This is a genomic window from Rubritalea tangerina, from assembly GCF_042683245.1.
Classification (GTDB): domain Bacteria; phylum Verrucomicrobiota; class Verrucomicrobiia; order Verrucomicrobiales; family Akkermansiaceae; genus Rubritalea; species Rubritalea tangerina.
The window spans coordinates 18015-36849 of the sequence record NZ_JBHUJB010000076.1; the positions used below are offsets into that span (position 1 = coordinate 18015).

19 protein-coding genes are annotated in these 18835 nt (G+C 49.6%); 10 read left to right on the top strand and 9 right to left on the bottom strand.

What is annotated here, in order from left to right:
* Nucleotides 1-142: 142 nt before the first annotated feature.
* From ACFSW8_RS15460 to ACFSW8_RS15475, 4 genes are all read left to right on the top strand, one after another.
* Nucleotides 143-670 (top strand): sigma-70 family RNA polymerase sigma factor, encoded by a 528-nt coding sequence (locus tag ACFSW8_RS15460; protein WP_377088454.1) that lies wholly within the window; start codon nt 143-145, stop codon nt 668-670.
* Nucleotides 667-2022: a FecR domain-containing protein gene (locus tag ACFSW8_RS15465; RefSeq protein WP_377088453.1), complete on the top strand. Its 1356-nt coding sequence runs from the start codon at nt 667-669 to the stop codon at nt 2020-2022. The genes ACFSW8_RS15460 and ACFSW8_RS15465 overlap by 4 nt, the downstream gene beginning before the upstream one ends.
* A 118-nt stretch (nt 2023-2140) precedes the next feature.
* Entirely contained in the window at nt 2141-2857 is a 717-nt protein-coding gene (locus ACFSW8_RS15470) for a PEP-CTERM sorting domain-containing protein (RefSeq protein WP_377088451.1), read from the top strand.
* A gap of 77 nt (nt 2858-2934) precedes the next feature.
* On the top strand, nt 2935-4722 hold the full coding sequence (locus ACFSW8_RS15475) for an SGNH/GDSL hydrolase family protein (RefSeq protein ID WP_377088450.1): 1788 nt from the start codon (nt 2935-2937) through the stop codon (nt 4720-4722).
* Nucleotides 4723-4918: 196 nt separating this feature from the next.
* On the opposite strand, the gene ACFSW8_RS15480 is transcribed toward ACFSW8_RS15475, so the two are convergent.
* Both ACFSW8_RS15480 and ACFSW8_RS15485 read right to left on the bottom strand, forming a co-directional pair.
* A complete protein-coding gene (locus ACFSW8_RS15480) occupies nt 4919-6082 on the bottom strand; it encodes a sialidase family protein (RefSeq protein WP_377088446.1) in 1164 nt (387 codons plus the stop codon).
* A 138-nt stretch (nt 6083-6220) separates the two neighbouring features.
* The gene (locus tag ACFSW8_RS15485) at nt 6221-7753 is read right to left on the bottom strand and encodes a tetratricopeptide repeat protein (RefSeq protein ID WP_377178711.1); all 1533 of its coding nucleotides are present in this window, start codon (nt 7751-7753) and stop codon (nt 6221-6223) included.
* A gap of 10 nt (nt 7754-7763) precedes the next feature.
* On the opposite strand from ACFSW8_RS15485, the gene ACFSW8_RS15490 reads away from it, so the two are divergent.
* The gene (locus tag ACFSW8_RS15490; protein ID WP_377178713.1) at nt 7764-7991 is read left to right on the top strand and encodes a hypothetical protein; all 228 of its coding nucleotides are present in this window, start codon (nt 7764-7766) and stop codon (nt 7989-7991) included.
* 210 nt (nt 7992-8201) lie between these two features.
* On the opposite strand, the gene ACFSW8_RS15495 is transcribed toward ACFSW8_RS15490, so the two are convergent.
* Nucleotides 8202-9122, bottom strand: coding sequence for a YybH family protein (locus ACFSW8_RS15495; RefSeq protein ID WP_377088441.1), 921 nt, complete (start codon nt 9120-9122; stop codon nt 8202-8204).
* 149 nt (nt 9123-9271) lie between these two features.
* Nucleotides 9272-9865 carry a DUF4202 domain-containing protein gene (locus ACFSW8_RS15500; protein WP_377088439.1) on the bottom strand — a complete coding sequence of 198 codons (594 nt, stop codon included), beginning with the start codon at nt 9863-9865 and terminating at the stop codon, nt 9272-9274.
* Nucleotides 9866-9966: 101 nt separating this feature from the next.
* On the opposite strand from ACFSW8_RS15500, the gene ACFSW8_RS15505 reads away from it, so the two are divergent.
* From ACFSW8_RS15505 to ACFSW8_RS15515, 3 genes are all read left to right on the top strand, one after another.
* On the top strand, nt 9967-10542 hold the full coding sequence (locus tag ACFSW8_RS15505; protein ID WP_377178715.1) for a hypothetical protein: 576 nt from the start codon (nt 9967-9969) through the stop codon (nt 10540-10542).
* Between the two features lie 147 nt (nt 10543-10689).
* Nucleotides 10690-11331 carry an RluA family pseudouridine synthase gene (locus ACFSW8_RS15510; RefSeq protein ID WP_377088436.1) on the top strand — a complete coding sequence of 214 codons (642 nt, stop codon included), beginning with the start codon at nt 10690-10692 and terminating at the stop codon, nt 11329-11331.
* 15 nt (nt 11332-11346) lie between these two features.
* Entirely contained in the window at nt 11347-12120 is a 774-nt protein-coding gene (locus ACFSW8_RS15515) for a hypothetical protein (protein WP_377088434.1), read from the top strand.
* Nucleotides 12121-12185: 65 nt separating this feature from the next.
* Here the strand turns inward: ACFSW8_RS15515 and ACFSW8_RS15520 are convergent, their stop codons facing one another.
* The 3 genes from ACFSW8_RS15520 to ACFSW8_RS15530 all read right to left on the bottom strand — a co-directional run bounded on the left by ACFSW8_RS15520 (nt 12186) and on the right by ACFSW8_RS15530 (nt 14365).
* Complete coding sequence (locus ACFSW8_RS15520) at nt 12186-12950, bottom strand: PspA/IM30 family protein (RefSeq protein WP_377088432.1); 765 nt, start codon at nt 12948-12950, stop codon at nt 12186-12188.
* Between the two features lie 124 nt (nt 12951-13074).
* Nucleotides 13075-13686, bottom strand: a complete 612-nt coding sequence (locus tag ACFSW8_RS15525) for a methyltransferase domain-containing protein (RefSeq protein ID WP_377088430.1) — start codon at nt 13684-13686, stop codon at nt 13075-13077.
* A gap of 10 nt (nt 13687-13696) precedes the next feature.
* A complete protein-coding gene (locus tag ACFSW8_RS15530) occupies nt 13697-14365 on the bottom strand; it encodes a hypothetical protein (protein ID WP_377088428.1) in 669 nt (222 codons plus the stop codon).
* Between the two features lie 316 nt (nt 14366-14681).
* Between ACFSW8_RS15530 and ACFSW8_RS15535 the strand changes: the two genes are divergently transcribed.
* Complete coding sequence (locus ACFSW8_RS15535) at nt 14682-15341, top strand: hypothetical protein (RefSeq protein ID WP_377088426.1); 660 nt, start codon at nt 14682-14684, stop codon at nt 15339-15341.
* Nucleotides 15342-15439: 98 nt separating this feature from the next.
* Complete coding sequence (locus ACFSW8_RS15540) at nt 15440-16732, top strand: AI-2E family transporter (RefSeq protein ID WP_377088422.1); 1293 nt, start codon at nt 15440-15442, stop codon at nt 16730-16732.
* A gap of 41 nt (nt 16733-16773) precedes the next feature.
* Here the strand turns inward: ACFSW8_RS15540 and ACFSW8_RS15545 are convergent, their stop codons facing one another.
* On the bottom strand, nt 16774-17136 hold the full coding sequence (locus ACFSW8_RS15545) for a hypothetical protein (RefSeq protein ID WP_377088420.1): 363 nt from the start codon (nt 17134-17136) through the stop codon (nt 16774-16776).
* A gap of 151 nt (nt 17137-17287) precedes the next feature.
* Nucleotides 17288-18805: a sulfatase-like hydrolase/transferase gene (locus tag ACFSW8_RS15550; protein WP_377178717.1), complete on the bottom strand. Its 1518-nt coding sequence runs from the start codon at nt 18803-18805 to the stop codon at nt 17288-17290.
* Nucleotides 18806-18835 lie beyond the last annotated feature (30 nt).

Sequence of the window (18835 nt, forward strand, 5' to 3'; positions counted from 1 at the left end):
ACACCTGAATGACAACAAAGATATTTTGTTAGCTAACCCGATCTACTCGAAAGTCGCGTAGCGCAAACTTCACAAGACTGAACCACACTCCATTCGTCTATTCCGAGTCGAGAGATGGTTTGAGCTATTGAACGCTTATGTGATGAATCCCACGGCAGACAATGAGACGGCCTTCGTCAGTGAACTCACTGCGCATCAAACGATGCTCGGTGCTTTCCTGCGCTCATTGCTCCCCTCCCAAGCAGATGTCGAAAGCCTGCTCCAAGAGGTCAACGTCACCCTCTGGAACAAACGTGAACAATTTGAAGTAGGAAGTAACTTCAAAGCCTGGTCCTTCAAAATTGCAAAATTTCACGCCCTCAACGAAAGACGCAAAATCCAGCGCAACCAATGGCTCGTCTTCGATGAAGATATCATCCACAAAATTGCTGCCGCAGCCAACTCACTCAGCCAATCGCGCCTCCACGAAAAACAACGCGCACTCGACCATTGTCTCCACAAACTTAATGCCAAGCACCGCGACCTTATCCAAGCGCGCTACCAACAAGGTGAGTCACTCCAACAATACGCCCAAACCCATAAACAAAATCCCGCCACGCTTCGTTCCATCCTGCGCAACGTCCGTATCAAGCTTAAGAACTGCATCCAACTCCAACTCAATCAAGGATGAACGATCACGAACTGCACCACCTCATCCTCAAATTGATTGAGGACGAAATCACTCCAGCGGAGTTCGAGTCCCTCCAAGACGCTCTTCGCTCAGACCCTCATGCTCTCGAAATCTATCAAGAGCTAATCACCCTTGAACAACTACTCATCAAACGAAATAGCATCAGTCTCCCCTCCCTAAGTAAGTCTGAACCCCACCCACAATCAGTCAAAAAAACTCTCTACCGCAGTATGGCCGCTGCTGCCGCATGCCTCACCCTCGGCCTAACAATCGCCTGGGTGATTAAATTATCACGTTCCTCCCCCCCTTACCTGGGCGTCCCCATCCACTTTGCCGATGGGTCCCTGAGCTCCTTCAATCCTAACGAGAGTGATGCCCAACCAGGTCAAACTATCTCCATAAGCCACGGAGCCGCCTCGCTCGAATGCGCCCCAGGTGTCCAAGCTATCATTCTAGCTCCAGCTGAATTCACCCTAATCGACGACACTTCATTCTATCTCAACCATGGTCGTGCCACGTTCACCGTTGCTCACAGCGCCATCGGATTTAAGGTCACCACCCCCGAACTTGAGGTCGTCGACCTCGGTACACAATTCACTGTCCTAGCCCCCAAACATGCACCTGATGCCGTCCATGTCAGCAGCGGTTCCGTAGAAGCTTCCCCCCTCACTAGCACACGCCATACTCTCACCGCTGGGCAAGCCATGCGGATCAACCCGTCCGGTGCACTAGCCCCCATTGACTACCGTGCAAGCACCCAAATCCATCGCCTGCCACCACGCGTCACCACTATCTATCAAGAAGACTTTGAAAAAAATGCTGCTGAAGATAATGCCGTCAGTATCCAAAACCTCATTGGCTGGCATAAAAATATCACCGGCCCTAGTGGCACCTTCAACCCTAGCTCACACAGCACCTGGTACCAAGGCCATAGCCTTGACGATTCCAGCCCCCACCACGGACTTGAACTGGGAATGAAAGGCTCGAACCTCGGATTCTTCCTCACTCATACCCCCAATAGTTACATCGAGTATTCCCTCGAAAATGTCGGAGTCCTCACCCAATACACGGTGAGCCTAACACTCGGAACACGAGCCCTCACCGCATCAGAACCTCAGTCACCCGTGATTGTAAGTCTCGTCGCTGGATCCACCACTCTCGCTACCTACACCCACGATAAACAAACTCCAAATTCATTCACTACTGCTACCCTGCAGTGGACCTCACCTGCCGATGCCTCCGATATTCTGGGAGTCCCTCTAAAACTGCGCATCGCTCTCCCAAATAAAAATAAAAAGCGCCATACATACGCGGACTTCGATAACATCCGAGTCAGTAAAATGCGCCTCTAACTTATCCACATTTCTTCTGCACGTTTTTTCATAGGCCGACATCTCCAAGGTAAGAACACCACACCGAATACTACCCTGTATCCGTCTGGTCGTCTTAACCTAAATCAATACAATACCTATGAAAAAAACGTTCGCCCTCGGGCTACTCACTCTTGCATCAAGCGCTAGCCTCCATGCAGCACTCGTCTATAACAACAACTCCAGCACCAGCGAAGGCACCTTTGTTGCGAGCAATACCGATCTCGCTCAAACACAACTAACCTCAATTGCACGCACCAGTGGCTCAGTCTTCGCAGGCATCAATGGCGGCAACCCAAATCAGCTCGTCAATGGTAGCGCACTCACCGGTGGAGGACTCTTCCATTCCTCCGGCACCAATGACACTCACTTCCCAGCCACTTACACCTTAGAGTTCGACCTGAGCATTAACACCCTCGGCTACGATATCACAACCATCAACACCATCGCTGGATGGAACGAAAATGGTCGCACCCTCGCCAACCAACAATACGAACTCCAATATAGCGTCGTGGGTGACGCCGCATTTCAGTCACTTGGCGTTCAAAGCTTCACCCCATTCTCGGGCGCTGACGGCAATGGAGCCTCAGCCTCACTGCTCAGCATTACAGATGACTCTGGCACCATCGCCCAAGGAGTCGATGCTATCCGCTTTATCGTCCAAGACCATGGCCAACATACTGGTACAGCTCAAGGCACAGTCTTTAAAGAGTTCGATGTGATTGGTGCAGCTACGGTTGCTTCCGTCCCCGAACCCTCCACTACCGCCTTGATCGGTATTGGCGGCCTCAGCCTCATCCTACGCCGCCGTCGATAGTTCCTCACCCAAAAAGCATCCCCCTACAGGACACCTCTGTCCTGTAGGCCCTCCATAGTTTAAGCTCATCCACAAACATGAAGCGCTGCCTCACTCTTACCCTACTCCTCGTCGCTCCTCTCACCGCAGCCATCCAACAGCAAAACCAACAATTCGCTACCCCCTCTACCGGCAGCACCGCTCTCAATAACTTCCAACCCATCCAAGGTGACCTCGCCGAAACCTCCGCCACCAGCTCCTTCTCATCTGCCACTTTCTTTGGGTCCCCCCAAACACTCACCAATGGCTCCATGGCCAATGGCGTCTACCTCACTGCCAGTTACACACAAGACAATCTCCCTAACAGCCAAACCTTCACTCTCAATACCACTCAGTCACCCGATGGATTCCAAATCACAGCAATCCATAGCTATGCCGGCCACAATGAAAACGGCTCTTGCCTTGCAAACCAAAAATACACCCTCGAAATTAGCCGCATCAATAGTGATGAATTTACCCTAATAGGAACCTTCTCCCATATTCCCTATGACCCATCTAACACAAACCTTGCCGCCGCCACTCGTATCAGCCTCAGTGACACATCCGGAATAATCGCCGAACATGTAGATGCCGTCCGTATCACTTATCTCGATCATGGCTATTCAAACGGCAACACCGCAATCGATGGCACAGTCTACCGAGAAATCGATATCATTGGCTCTCCTATGTCCCCCCCACCCACTCCATCAATGGAACTAGGGGCAATCTGGTTTATTGGCGACTCTATCACGCAAAGTAACGCCGATGGAGACGGCTCGAGCTCACCGCGCAAAGCACTCTACGACATCCTCACACAGCAAAATATCGGCTTTAGCTTCACTGGCCACTTCACAGCAAACATTGATGGCCTTCCAGCTACAGGTAGCTCCGCTACCGACAACCTCTACCAGTATCACTCAGGTATCTCTGGTTCGGTCATCGGGAATAACAATGGCGGCCGCACAGGCATGACCTATAACATCGACCAAGGTCAGAAATTCTGGACATCTGGACGCCTCGCATATGTCAAACCAGCAATCATACTTATCATGCTTGGCACCAATGACACCAACTCAAACATAGAGCCAGCATCCGCCCCCCAACGAATCTCAAGCCTCATAGATACAATCATGGCCCAGCAATCGGTTGGTTCCCCTGCGATCTTCGTAGCGAAAATCCCCCCAAACGGCATCTCTCCAGAACGCGCCGCCAGAGTAATTAACTTCAATGACTCCCTACCTGACATCGTGGCGAACCAGCGTGCTAAAGGCCATGATGTCTACCTGGTCGATAACTTTACCACGATTCAACAGAACTACGCCGCTGCTATGCGTGGAGATAACCTCCATACCAACCATTTTGGTAACCAGTTGATGGCTCAACAATGGTACAACGCTATCATACAACGCTTCGACACCTCCAGTTCAAACACCTACCAATCATGGCAGTTCAAACACTTTGGAAGCACCGAAGCAACACAGTCAGATCCGCTTGCCAATCCAGACGGTGATACCCAACCCAATCTTGTTGAGTTCGCCCTCGGCTCCTCCCCCCTCTCTAACAATGCGCCCAAATCTTACCTCACCGTAGAGCCCCCAATGCTCGCCATCACAGCGCGCGATCCCGAGACTGCCAACCTTAAGTACACCCTCGAATACTCCCAATCACTCACATCTAACAGTTGGACCGAATCTCCATCCCAAACCACCACTCTCCACGACCATGACAACGGCTTCCTCACCATCCAATGGAATGACCAACTCAGTCAGCCACTCCAAAAAATGCGCTTCTTCCGTGTAAAAATCGAAAATCTAATACCACTTCACGATGCAAAAGAGGTAAAATGACGGTGCAGTTTGTTCAGAAATCAAGGCGCTATGAACAAGTCCCGCACCTGCGGGATGGCTGAAGAGAAACGCCGATTTATGAGTAAAGAGCTCGAACCACACTTCTTGCGCGTGGCGCAATTTATCAAGCCCTCAAAAATCACCATGTGTCTCTTTTGAGATGCGGTTTGGCATAAACACTTATTTGAGCTCCCAGCTATCGCTCAAGCCAATCAGTGTTGACGCGCACGAAGTACAAGTCCCACTTCTGGCGCGGACTCTCAAATGGTTCGTATATCAAACCTAAAGTTGAGTCATCGCACTTTACCAACTGACTATAACCAAAGTACCCAGGAATGATTTGCTTTTTGATCGGCCACGTTTTGCCGTCGTCCTTGCTCACCGCAATGTAGCCATTCTTTCGGTTCTTGGTTGAGTTGTTAAATGAAAAATAGCTGCGGCTCTTATCGCCATAAGCAAATTTTAATAACCCACAATTACATGGCCTATTTTGCAATGCGCTGCTGTAGACAAATGGGTCCCATGTCACTCCCCCATCACGACTTTGGCTCAACAAACGGTTCTTACTTCTCTGTGAACGTGAGTTCATCACCACATACCCCTCATCCGTCTCTGAAACCAAACACTCATTTCCCGGCTCAGTCTTAGTCACGGGTACACTCTGAGATAACTTCCACGAGCGACCTTCATCATCAGAGTAAAGTACCGCATTCTGCCAAGTCCTATTCTTATCATCGATTCGCTGAGTCAAAAATAAGGGCACAATCACACGCCCCTTGTGCTTTCCGCGCTTCAACTGAATAGAGTTGGCCGGGCTGCCTGAGGAAATGATAGAACTCCCTTTGCGAGACACCTTCTGCAACTCAACCGCCTTGCTCCAAGTCTTACCATGATCATCACTCGCACGCACTAACATCTTCTGCGTGTTCATCCCAAAACCACTCGGCATCATCTTGTGGTGACGCCCTAAACGCGCATGATAACCGTGTGGAAATGTCTCATAAAATAATAAAATCCGCCCACTTTCTAGAGTCACCGGACTCGGGTTCACCATCACAATTTCCTTGTCAGCATGAATCACCTGAAGCTCCCCCCAAGTCTTCCCTCCATCCTGACTGCGCTTGAGAACAATGTCATTACGTCCATGGTCATCCATGATGAAACGTCCCTCAGCAAACGCCAAGAGACTGCCATCCTTTGCACGCTCAAGGGCCGGAATCCGGTAATGTGGATAACCACCCTCCCCAGACTCAAAAACCAATACCGGCTTCTCCACACCTTCCACCGCCTCAGTCTGTCCACTCAAAGGAGCCACCATCGCCATCAATAAAAATGCGCATTGCTGAATCATCTGTCTCATACCCATAGCATACGCCCATTCCCCTCCGACCATACTCGAATCAACTGGTGTCCATCACATGCCAGTTTCACCCCAAATCCAAAAACAAAAATCCCCCGTGCTGGAAATTCCAACACGGAGGATGCTAACACATATGAACTATGACTTTTTAAAATCGAGACCCGGATCACCATCCGGACCTCCAGCGATCACAAAATGAAGTGTCTTATCATCCTTCATCTCAATCGCCGCAACAATCTGACTGTCCTCACCACCAAGTACGAGTAATCCATCATCCATACTCGCCGTACCAGTCATCTTAAATGGCTTCTTCCCATCACTGTAATCCCACGTAAACTTATTATCGTCACCGATCGTTAACTTGATGGTGCCCGCACCACTCTTAGCCGACCACGCCCCATGAAGCGTATCCAGTGCCGGTGGTGCGTATTCCTTCTGCTTGGGATCCGCAGACCCCTGCGAATCGCCAGTTGAGGAATTCTTTGTCAGTCGCATCAACTCCGCAGCCACTTGGTCACGAGGCTGAAGCTCCACGCACTTCGCAAACGCTTCCTCGGCTTCCTCCATGTATCCAGCAGTCATATAGTGGTAACCTAACAAAAATTGAGCATCCGCCGCCTTTGGACTCTTCTTAGCATAATCCTCCAAGGCCCTCAGTTGGGCTTCATAGGTAGAAGAAGCATCATAAAGACCAATCATAGTATCCCATCCCCAACCGGGGTTAGAGGACAGCACGGAGTTTAACACTCCTGCCGCATCGGGATATTTCTTCAGCGCAAACAAACATAAAGCTTTGAACTCATGCTGCACAGTCTCACCTGGATCATAGCTGATAGCTTCATCCACTTTCTTCAGAGCATTCAAATAATCCTTCTGCTTGAATTTCTTCAAGGCTTCATCAAAGGCAGCACTCGCCTTAGCCGCCAAACTGTCACTCTCCTTCTGAGACATGTCGGAACGCTGTTCCACAGCTTGCTCAGCGGAGGAAGTCACTGGTTGTGCATAATTCACTGAACTCTTTCCACTGTCACTGTACACCACCACTGTCTGAGTTGGGTAAGGATTGTAGTAATGGTGGTAACCACAATCAAAGATTAGGTTCCCCACCCCCCAAGCAACTAAGCCCCACGCAATCACCCGACCCGGACGATAGTAATAGGGACGGTAATGCCAACCGTAATGCCAGTGCCCACGATGCCATGGATAGTATGAACCAACACCCCACCACGGCCTTCCTCCCCAGTGACGTGCATCCACCGACCAATTCACATTGCGTGAAAAATTCACATCCACTTTGTTCCCAATGTTAATGTTGTTTCCCCCACCAGGACGGTGCCCCACTCCCGGACGGTTGCCTCCCCATCCATCACCCGGACGCCCAGGCTTGCCCGGCTTGCCTGGACGGTTTCCAATCGGTGGCTTAGCAATCGGATTCCCAACACTCGGACGGTCAGGACGCCCCACATCAGGGCGATCCGGCCTTCCAACATTAGGACGATCCGGCCTGCCAACATTCGGACGATCAGGCTTCGGTGCCGGTCTTACCCCAGCTCCTCCCTCTCCAGGACGCGGCTGAGGCCGTACCCCGCTACCTCCCTGACCAGGACGAGTCACGGGTCTCCCATCAATCCCTACAGATGGCTTCGCATACTTTAAATCTCCCGGCTGCACACTCGGCCGTGTGCTAGGCTTCGTGGAAGGTCGTGTGCTCGGCCGAGTCGATGGTCTCGTAGATGGACGTGTGCTCGGCTGTGAAGGGCGCGCACTCGGACGCGACGGTTGCACTGAGGGTCTGCTCGATGGCTGCGACGGCCGTGCCGCTGGCCTACTCGATGGACGTGATGGCTGCGCTGAAGGACGTGATGCTGGCTTTGACGGCCGCGCCGCCGGACGACTTTGTGGGCGCTGAGCCGGTCTGGCCTGTGGCCTAGACGCCGTCATCGGAGCCCGATGCGTACTAGGAGCTCGCGCTGGCCTCGCTGCAGCAGCCCTACCACCTCCACCAGCATTTCCTCCACGACTTACACCGCGCGCTTCAATCATCGGAGCGCCGACTACCATCGTCGCCACACTCATCGAAAATATTCGCCGCAAAGCTACAATCTTTCTCACCTTCATTCTATTGATCATTTGGGGTTAAAAATGGCTTTGGCGGCGACTTCACTAACTTAATCGCTCTATCGTCCTCCATAGCATCACCTATCACTCGACTTGAAAAACTCCATAGCACTGACTCACTTCCTAACACCTCAATGGTCTGCGTGCTTGAGGTACTCTCCCCCTGACCATTGACTCCCTGCGCCTTGAGTAACCACTTCCCCTCTCCCTCAGTCCAAACAGCTTTCGAAAAACCACCCTCTGAATCAAAACTCCACGAAACGATCTTCTCTACTGCCGGGTTCCACCCAATACGTACCGTCATCGTTACCGGCTCCGTATCGGGCGACGCATAGCGTCCTTTGCCAATCATCCACGCTCCCGATGGCTCCCACCTAAACTTCATTGAAAACTTACCATTGCCACCCACAGATGCCACCCAGTCACCCACCAATCCCTCAATATCTCCCAACCGATCAAAACTCTCACTCTCAGTCACCTCCTTGTTGCGCGACTGCACTATCTTCCATTCCCCATCCTCTTGCAGAGCTAAAATAGCAATATACAAATGGGTAGAAACCTCATCCGCTCCAGTCGTAAAATGTACCGCGCCCTCCTCCACAACTAAACGAGGTGTTACAAACCGAACCGAAGTAGCTTCTAACCCCACCTTTGCCTCGGGATGACTATCAAAGACTCGCGCATAATGTTGCTCAATCCCATCCCTCCCCGCAATCTTCACATCTTCCTGTAATAATATCTCACCATTCTCAGCAAATAATGCTGCCACCCCCTTCGCGTCCTTCTCATTGAACGCCTTAACATACCGCTCCGCAGCTGACTTAAGCTTTACCCACTCAGGGTTGTCTTGCGCACCCGCTTGTTCATCTGCTATCGCCAATGAACCCAATGCTACCAATGACCCGAAAATCAAACATTTCATATCCTCCCATATAGTCTAGATCCCAACAGGGCACCAGAACTATCTAACGGATAGGGAGACAAACTTCAGATTCTACCGGAAATCACCTGCCTCTGAACACTCTCGAAACCATTTAAGATGACTTAAGAGTCGAGCACCCCAAGCCTTCCTCAGGCCGCTTCGAGCGCTTTTTTTACAACACTCAAAGCTGACTCCGAAAGATCTAACTGAAGTGCTCTCTCCCTCCCCTGTTCACTCATCTTCCCCCAAGTTTTCTGAACAATCTTGATCATCTTCCCTTCTTCAGTGCTCGCAATCAGATCATCAAATTGATGCTCCATAAATGTCAAACAAAGCGCATCTTCAAGCATCTGACACTCAGTGTCCTTACGCATGTTCTTCTTCAAATTAAGCGCCTGAACCCGCTCCACCATCTCTGAGCCATATCCAACTTGCGTAAGAATCTCGCCAGCCCTTTGCGCATGAAACTTTTTCAAGTCACTGCGCCACGTCAAGTATCCAGTACGGTCCATCGGATAGCTTTTACGTGGAATTTCCCACCGGCAAACATGCTGAGTCCGTGATGCTAACAATAATGCTTCTGAAGCATCAGCATCTAACTCTAACACCCACTTGGTGTGCTGCTCTGAAAAAAATAATTCTTGTGGGTAAGACTTCCCCTCGTAAACCCACATCCTTGGATCCATCGCATTTGCTGCATCTACCTTCTCAATCGCTAGCTCAAAAAGTGTCTCCTTCTCCATGCCCCAAAGACTACCGAATCCCCCTATGCTGAGCAACTATTGATTACCACTGACGCTACACTAGCCATAATCCATATTTCTTGTTAGCTTCGCCTCACCTCATGAAAACATTACTCACTATTCTACTCGCATCCAGCTCACTAAGCTTCGCCGATCTCAAGCAAGAAATCGCTCATATCCGTACCCAGTACAATAAAATTGAGTCAAACAAAGACCTCTCAGCCAAAACCATCCAAACGAACGAGGATTTTGCCCCAAACTCAGGTACCATCAAACGCTACACCAATAAGGCCGGTATCACCGTAAAACAAACTATCGAATGGGGTGGCGACCACGGAAGTGTGAGCCGTACTGCCTATTTTATGAACGGTGAAATCTTCTTCATCTACTCAAATATGAGTTCTTGGCAATTCGACCCTAACTCTGACCCCAACAATAACCCATCTACTATCGAAACAGTCCGCGAAGAACGTCACTATTTCGTCGATGGAAAGTGTGTCAGAGCACTTGAGAAAATGGCCTCCTCCCCCAAATACGAAGTCGCTCTCGAACTACTCAAAAAACAGGCAAATAAGGAAATTCCTGACACCGAAAACGCCAGCAGGCTCCTCAAAGAAGCATATGCAATGCTCAAAATCAAAAGTGCTAAAGAGCTCGAAACCCACATGGGGCTCTAACTCGCTCAAAGAAAGATGGCGCAATACTACAAAACGCCCCCAAACCGACTCACGAACTGCGGTCAGTGGGCGAAGCAATTTACCCACACGGCCTAACACAACCCTTTTTTTATCGCAGCGACATCACCAAGCCTCTATGGGATGGTCATGTCAAATGATGTACTCGACATCCTCTACTGCGATGATTCGCTCCTCGCTGTCAACAAACCCAGTGGACTCGCATCAGTCCCAGGAAAAGGGCCCCACGCTCAAGATTCGCTAACACATCGAGTACTTAAATCCTTCCCCCACGCTCCAAGGCACCCCGCTGTCCACCGCCTCGATATGGACACATCTGGCATCATGCTCTTCGCCTTAGATCCCACCACCCACCGTGCGCTCTCCCGTCAATTCCAAGATAGAGAAACCCAAAAAGAATATATCGCACAACTTGAGACTCCACTCACACAATCACATGGCATCATAGAACTCCCCTTCCGCCTCGATATCAATGACCGCCCTAGACAAATCTATGACCCGGTTCACGGTAAATGGGGAACCACTGATTGGGAATTAATAGAGAACCGAGAAGACTCAGCGCGAGTCCTCTTTCGCCCTCTCACTGGTCGTACCCACCAACTCCGAATCCATTCTGCCCACCCCCTCGGATTAGCCTCCCCCATCATCGGCGATACCCTCTATGGCCACGGCACCACCCACGGAGAACTCAGGCTGCACTCTAGTAAACTTACCTTCACGCACCCCACCTCTTTGGCTTCTATCACCATCACTTCACAGCCACTCTGGTAATTACCCACCCCACACATGAAACTTACCTTCGTCTCCACAGCCTTTCTCCTCTCTGCCACCCCTCTTTTCGCAGGAACCTTAAATAACCTCCAAGCCCAAGCAGCACCACCCATCTCAGACTCTTGGGATTTCGGCATCTCCACCTACCTACTCGCCGCTGGTGTCAACGGCTCCATTGATATCGATGGTAATAGAGCCGACTTCAACAGCAGCTTCAGTGACATTCTTGAAAACCTCAATGAAGGTATCACGCTCTCCGGCTTCGCCAGCTACAAACGCTGGTCACTTCGAGCAGATTACCTCTACATGGGTATGGGCCTCGACCGCCCCACAGAAGTTCCCATCTACAATCAAGTAAAGGCCGATATCAAAATGAGCCTCTTCACCAGCCTCCTTTCCTACCACATCTGGCAAAATGAAGATGCCTATATCAACTTAGGCGCCGGAGCACGACTCTTCCACCTCAACGGCGAACTCGAGCTCTTCCCTCGCTTTTCATTTTTCCCCAACATAAAAGCTGATACCTCACAAAATATCTGGGATGGCCTCATTGCCATCACTGGCAGCTATCAATTCGCTCCCAAATGGGCCCTCAGATTCTACGGAGACATAGGCACCGGTGACTCAGACCTCACTTGGCAAACCCACCTCAGTGTCGGCTACCAAGCTACTGATTCCTTAGTTGTGTTGTTAGGCGCAAGACAAGTCGGATATGAAATGCAACACGACAACGCCTCTCTCGACCTCTCATTTGCAGGTCCTCAGCTAGGTGTCGTCTATACCTTCTAAAGACCAATAAAAAAGGCAACGCCGAATCACTCAGCATTGCCTTCTAAATTTGTTAGCCTCAGTTCTTACTCTGTTACCCCTGGGCCCATTGTCCCTTGGCTGCTAGAAGGTTGACCTTCAGTTTTTGCTGGAGCCTTAGTCTCAGTCTTTTCAATCTCAATCCCCTCAGCCGCTGCAAAATCTGCAAGTGCCATCTCAGCTAGAGCATCCTGCTCCTCTTGCTTCATATTCACTTCTGTCAGATCCATGCTATCGCGAGCCACTCGTGCGCGCCCCGCAGCTTTCGTACGCTCTTCTTCCACGATCTCTCCAAGTCGGTTCAAGTTGTCACCCGAACCTCCAATGTCAGATATCATACCAGATGCCATCTCGTTGAGTTCAGCCACAGCCTTCTTCACTTTCATGTCATCAATGCCACGACGCAATTCTTCAATCTTTGCTCTCGCCTCCTTAACCGATACGTCACGCGCACGAATCAACTCTTTGTAATGCTTCTCCGCATCTTCAAGTTGCTCTTTCACATCATCGTGCTCACCCTCTACTTTCTTTAACTTCAACGCGAAATCCCCAGCTAACTGACGGTTCCCCGCTTTGAGATGTGCTGCCGTCTTTGCTCGTAATTCATTCTCTTGTTTGTCTAACTTCTTCACTTCTGAAATTAGCTTTTCAACTAAACCCGCATGCGACGCCAAACCCTGGTTGAACTGCGCAATTTGCTTGCGTAAATTTTCTTTTTCCACTTCCAACAAAGCTTCTGGGCTCCGCTTTTCTAGACCACCGATGAATAGGCCAAAAAAGCCTTTAATGAGATTTCCAAGTCGCTTGAACATATACTATCGTTTGTAATTTTGCCTACTCTGGCAAAATCCGCCCATACCGCAAGTATAAGACGACAGAGAATTTGCAATGGCCCTCTCTCTATCAACTCGCTCTGGTCTGCTCAAATTGATTAGCCTACCGATGGAAGCCCCGCTTCCGCATTAGCACCAGATGCTCTCTCCCCTCCCTACCCGGATAGTAAGAAGATGGCTCCCGTATCCACTCAATCTCAAAAAGCTCTCCAAAGTAACGTTCAATCACATCTACACCAGTCTTGTAGGGCGGCCCCTCACCCTCCGGCATATCTGGATTTGTAAAAAATACCCCGAGCAACGTGCCCCCAGGCTTCAAAATGCGCCACATCACCTCCACGTATGCCTCTCTCACCTCTGGCTCAATCGCACAAAAACATGTGTGCTCCCATACCCCATCAAATGATACATCCCATCTCTCAGAAATTTTAAAAATATCCAAACATCGAAAATCAATGCCATCCGGATTGTCGCGTCGGCCGAATTCTAACGCCTCCTCCACAATATCTGCCGCAAGCACCTGCCCCCCAGCCCTCGCAATCACCTTTGCGTCATACCCACGCCCACATCCAGGCACAAGAAACTTCTTACCTGAACTGAAGAAGTCAGCGTGCTCTGAAATAAAATCTACCAAAGCCGGAGCTGCTATCCCCTTGTCCCATGGCGTGTCTCCAACTTGATAACGCTCATGCCAATCCACAGATCCCCCCTCCATTCCTTACTCCCTAACAAACTTTACGGCCCATACGGTCCTCGAGAACTAACTTGTCCTCTGACTTGAACGCCGTACAGAACATGGAAGCCATCTTCATCGCCTCCTCAATCGTGTCTGCCTCAGCCACTGTCTGAAACTCACCATCTTCATCCTCTAACTTTACCGTGAATGGCCCTTCCATCACACGCCATTGATCTTCGTCAGTCTCTGCAAACCCCGAGAAATCAACCTCAGGGAATGTCCCATTGAGGAATTTTAAGACGCTCTTGTGGAACCAATAGGGTGTCAATTTGTGATACTCAACATCAATCTCAGTCACCTGCCCAACGTAATTGTGCGTCTGCAAAGTGAACTCAAACCTGTAGGGGTCACCAGTGTAAACAATCGCACTGTGCATGTGCCCTCGCGATACCCTCAATCCAGCTCCACAAACAAATAAGTCATCACAGACGTTAGATTCTGTGTCGAAAACCACAACTTCCACATCGTAGCCACTCTCCATCAATATCTCCCCAACCTTCTCAAATTCAGGGATGACCACTTCCTCAGTGATGCGCTCCATTTCCACAAACCCTATCCGCACAGCCTGACGATAGCGCTCGCGCTGGTCATTGACCTCTTTCTCAGAGGGTCGCAAATATAAGTCTGCGAAGTCAGGGATTTTTTCCGCGGTAGACATGATTGTGAGGAGGATTTTTTGTTCGCTTTGGGGATATAATCAATGTTTTTTAAAAATAATCGAGCCTAAAGTGAAACTTTCGCGCTTTTTTTAACAAAAGCTCCGTTAGCTAGTTTATTTCAAGAGACATTGTCACTCGCGAGTAGTCTGCATCCTGACCTTTCATTAGACAAGGCAAAGCACTAATCAAACGGCAGTTTAAGCTCAATGATTCCATGTAATCAAGAAATCCTAAAATATTATGGCAAGTTTTAAAAATCTTGCTAGCCTAGTCTGTATCTCAAAATAAAGCCCTCCATACTACTCATAAATACTCATGCAGCAAGAAATTTCAGCTGAAAAAAATGCAGAGCTCGATGCCAAAGCAGCAGCGAAAGAGGAGGATGCTCAGATTTGGGAACGCCAGAATTTCATTATCGGCTGTGATGAAATGGCACGCATCACTGACGACATCATCGTTCCTGTCTTCACCACACTCGCTCGCGCTATCCGCTCTAGTGGTTTCAAAATGGAAGTCGTCCTCATGGATTGCGAATCACCCTTAGACGGGCAGCTCTACAACGTCGGAGTGCGACTCACCTTCCTCTATCAGGACAATGAAGTCGAAATAAGCATCATTGCTGACCCCTCAGATTTCAGTTTTACCACTGACATCAACGCCGCCGACTACAACTTCCAAAAGGAACTCGCCTTCCATGAAGTCGTCCCTCGAACACTCAGCTTAATCTTAGAAACGGAATTTAAAGAACAGTTCCCAGAAATAGCTTACGCTCCTGCACAAAACGAGAACGACGAAACCTTTGAAGCATACGAACCCCCATTCAGAGTGCAGTACGATGATGGAGGCAATGTCTCTGATGTAGCTACCACGCAAACCCTTCTTGAAGCTGCCAATATGGGCAGTACCTTTGCTAAAATGTTCAAAAAAGAAGACGCCATCAGCATCTTAGATGCTAAAGACTCCGTCATTTGTTAGCTCACCGCTCAGTGAACTTGGGCATTCTAATATAGCGCGCATTTTACAATCGTCATTCCAGCACTTGAAGGCATAGTGGTGCTTCATCTTAGCCAACTATGCAATCTCCCTACCCATCAGAATTTCAAAAGAAGACACTCTGGCGCGCACTCACTGGCCTAGGTATCTTTACTCTAGGATTTTTGTTAGTCTCCCTAATTTGGCTAATCAGCCAAGTCCTAGGCTATCTACAACCCGTTCTCATCCCTATAGCTGTATCTGGTATCATCGCATACCTGCTCGACCCGTTTGTTTCCTGGCTCCAAAAGAAAGGGCTCAGCCGTCTCAAATCAGTCATCACTGTATTCACAAGCTTCATTGTCGCCATCGTCGTCATGGGGCTCATCATTGTCCCACCTATCGTGAGCCAAGCAAAAGACCTCTTCACAGCCAGAGGGTCTAACGGTGAGAGTAAATTAGGCCAAAGTATCACCAAAACTATTACCGAACTCGGAGAAACCTCATGGATCAAACCCTCTGCCGAATGGGCCTTAGCAAGACACGAATCAAACCAAACTCCCCAAACCACCCAACTCCCCACTAGCCAAGAACCCAAAGTCCCCTTCAGCGAAACAAACCTCGCATACCAAATAACCTCCCACACCGAAGAAATCTCTAATTACGCCAGTAAGTTTATCACAGCCGGTACTTCAACTATTCTTGCTTCACTAGGCTTGGTCGTTGGCCTCGCAATGGTCCCAATCTACCTCTACTACTTCTTAAAAGAATCTGCAGCTATCAAAGCACACTGGCACGAATACGTCCCACTCCGAGCCTCAAGCTTTAAAAACGAAGTCGTAGCCACACTCCAAGAAATCAATGGCTACCTCATCTCCTTCTTCCGCGGCCAAATGCTTGTCGCATTTATCGACGGTATACTGGTCGGGATCGCACTCTTCATCTTTGGTCTTCCATATGCCCTCGTCATCGGCGTCGCTATGGCCGTACTCGGCGTCATCCCCTACATCGGTAATATCCTCTGCCTCATCCCCTCCTGCATCATCGCCTATGTGCACTACAACGTTGCCGATAACAGAGAAGGGCTCGAGTGGATGCTAGGGTCAAACCCATGGGCCTATGTCGTCGCCGTCATCGCTATCTTCCTTATTGTCCAACAAATCAATTCACTAGCAACAGCACCCAAAATCGTTGGTGACTCAGTCGGCTTGCACCCCATGACTGTCATTTTCTCCATGCTCTTCTGGTCATTACTATTAGGTGGCTTCCTAGGTGCTATTCTCGCTGTACCCATGACTGCTGCAGTCAAAGTCCTATTCCGCAGATACATCTGGGAAGCTCGTATCAAAGACAATGCCACCAAACTCGTAGAGTCAGTCGAAGCCTCCCACTAAACACTTATCCCATCTCTAAAACACGCTCCCCCCTCTAGAGACTAGACCCTACGGGCATTGCGCCCCTCGTCGATCAGTTTCCAAAAATGCTTCGACTTGCTCAATGCCTCATCCTCACTCACTGGCATCTTAGAACGGAATAAAAAGTCCGAAAATGTGTTCTTGTGTAACACCCTGTGAACAATCACATTCTTCTCCTTCACTCCAAAATAAATCCGGTATTCCGTCGTGCGAAACCGATACAACACCTTCCCGTCTCGCTCAAACTTCGCATATTCTCCACCATCGAGATTTTCTAACTTCTCTTCGGTAACCTGAAAAGCATCTAACAATTCAAGCTGATCTAGAGTATCCAGCTGAGAAATTTCAGCTGCGCTAATTTCGTTGAAGACTATCTGGAGCACGGCCCGAGCATAGCCACTCCCCTCCGAAGCATGAAGCTTTTTTTAGGACAAAAAATAGCCAGCTGGAACTCAGTCCAACTGGCTATCACTTAAAATCAATTGCCGAAAACGACCTGCCAATACTCCTAGCCGAAGGGGGCATGAGCCACGACTAATGCTCTATACGCATTGGCTTCCCATCTTTATGCACTGCATACTGCGCTCCAGCTTCATCTAACGCAGCCTGCATTTGCTTGAGCATCTCAGAGACGCGCTGGGTCTCAGTTGCCGCCATGTTCTTGGCCTCATAAGGATCCTTCGCTAAGTTGAACAGCTCCACTCTCTTCCCTTGAGGCTTCGCGTAGTGGTAGACGATCTTCCAATCTCCATCACGATAGACAGTAAAATAACTACTGCGGTGCGAATGCGGGAAATGCATCAAGAAGGTTTGCTTGTTCTCACCCTTCTGATTCTCCAGATAACTAGCAATGCTCTGACCATCGACGATATGAGACTTCGGCGCCTCAACCTCTGCGGCCTCTAATGCAGTCGGGAAAATATCACAGATGCTCGCAAAATCATCAGTCACAGCACCTGGATTGATCGGGAACTTCTTCTGCAATGCCGAACCTGCACTAGGCTTGGCCCAACTCATAATAAACGGCACACGCATCCCTCCTTCATAATGCGTCCCCTTCTTTCCTCGAATCGGAGCTGAAGACCCCACACTGTGAGTCCTACCCAATGGAGCATCAGAACCATTGTCCCCGAGAAATATCACAATCGTATTCTCAGCTTCACCAATTTTTTCTAAATGGTCTAACATGTCGCGCAGAGACTTATCCATGCCCTCAACCAAAGTTGCATAGGCTTGCGCCCTGGCGTTCTTTCCTGAGTCCTTATAATTGTCTGCAAATCGTGGGTCCGAATGAAAAGGTGCATGCAGAGCGTAGTGACTCATCTCCACAAAAAATGGCTTCTTCTCAGCCTTCGCCTTATCAATCTCTTTGTTCACCTCAAGCGTCAAAGCCTCAGTCAGAAAGGTTTTCGTCCCATGATACTTCTCCAAATGAGGAACAGGATGCGATCCCCCCTTCCCGTAGTTCTTCTCCCCATAATAACTACCTGGCTGCCCAATTGCGGAACCGCCGATATTCACATCAAATCCCAAGTTTGTTGGGTCTACCCCCTCAGACTTAAAGGGCCCCAAATGCGCCTTACCACAGAAAATCGTCTTGTATCCAGCCTCTTTCAACAAACCAGGCAAGGTCACATCTCCAGGCTTCAACCCTTTCCAATTCCACCCCTTCGGGCCCGAGTTCTTCTTATACGGATTGATCCACTGGGTGACGTGGTGCCTCGCCGAACTCTGCCCATTCAAAATCGTCGTCCGCGTCGGCGAACACACACTATTCGCATAAAAACACGAGAAGAGGGTGCCAGTCTTCGCCAAGCGCACCATTCCCGGAGTGCGATAGAAATCATTCAATGGCTGCTTTGCTAAACGACCATCCTTGCCAGCTAAAAAGGGCTGCGAAGTATCCATCAAGCCCATGTCATCGACCAAAAACAAAACAATGTTTGGCTTCTCGGCCGCAAATACAAAGCTTCCAGCTCCCATTATCCCTGCTGCCAAAGCCATGCTTACGGCACCACCTAGTCGTGAGTGTGTCGGTAAAATTTTCATCATTATTCCTACTGCGATATGGATCTCATCACG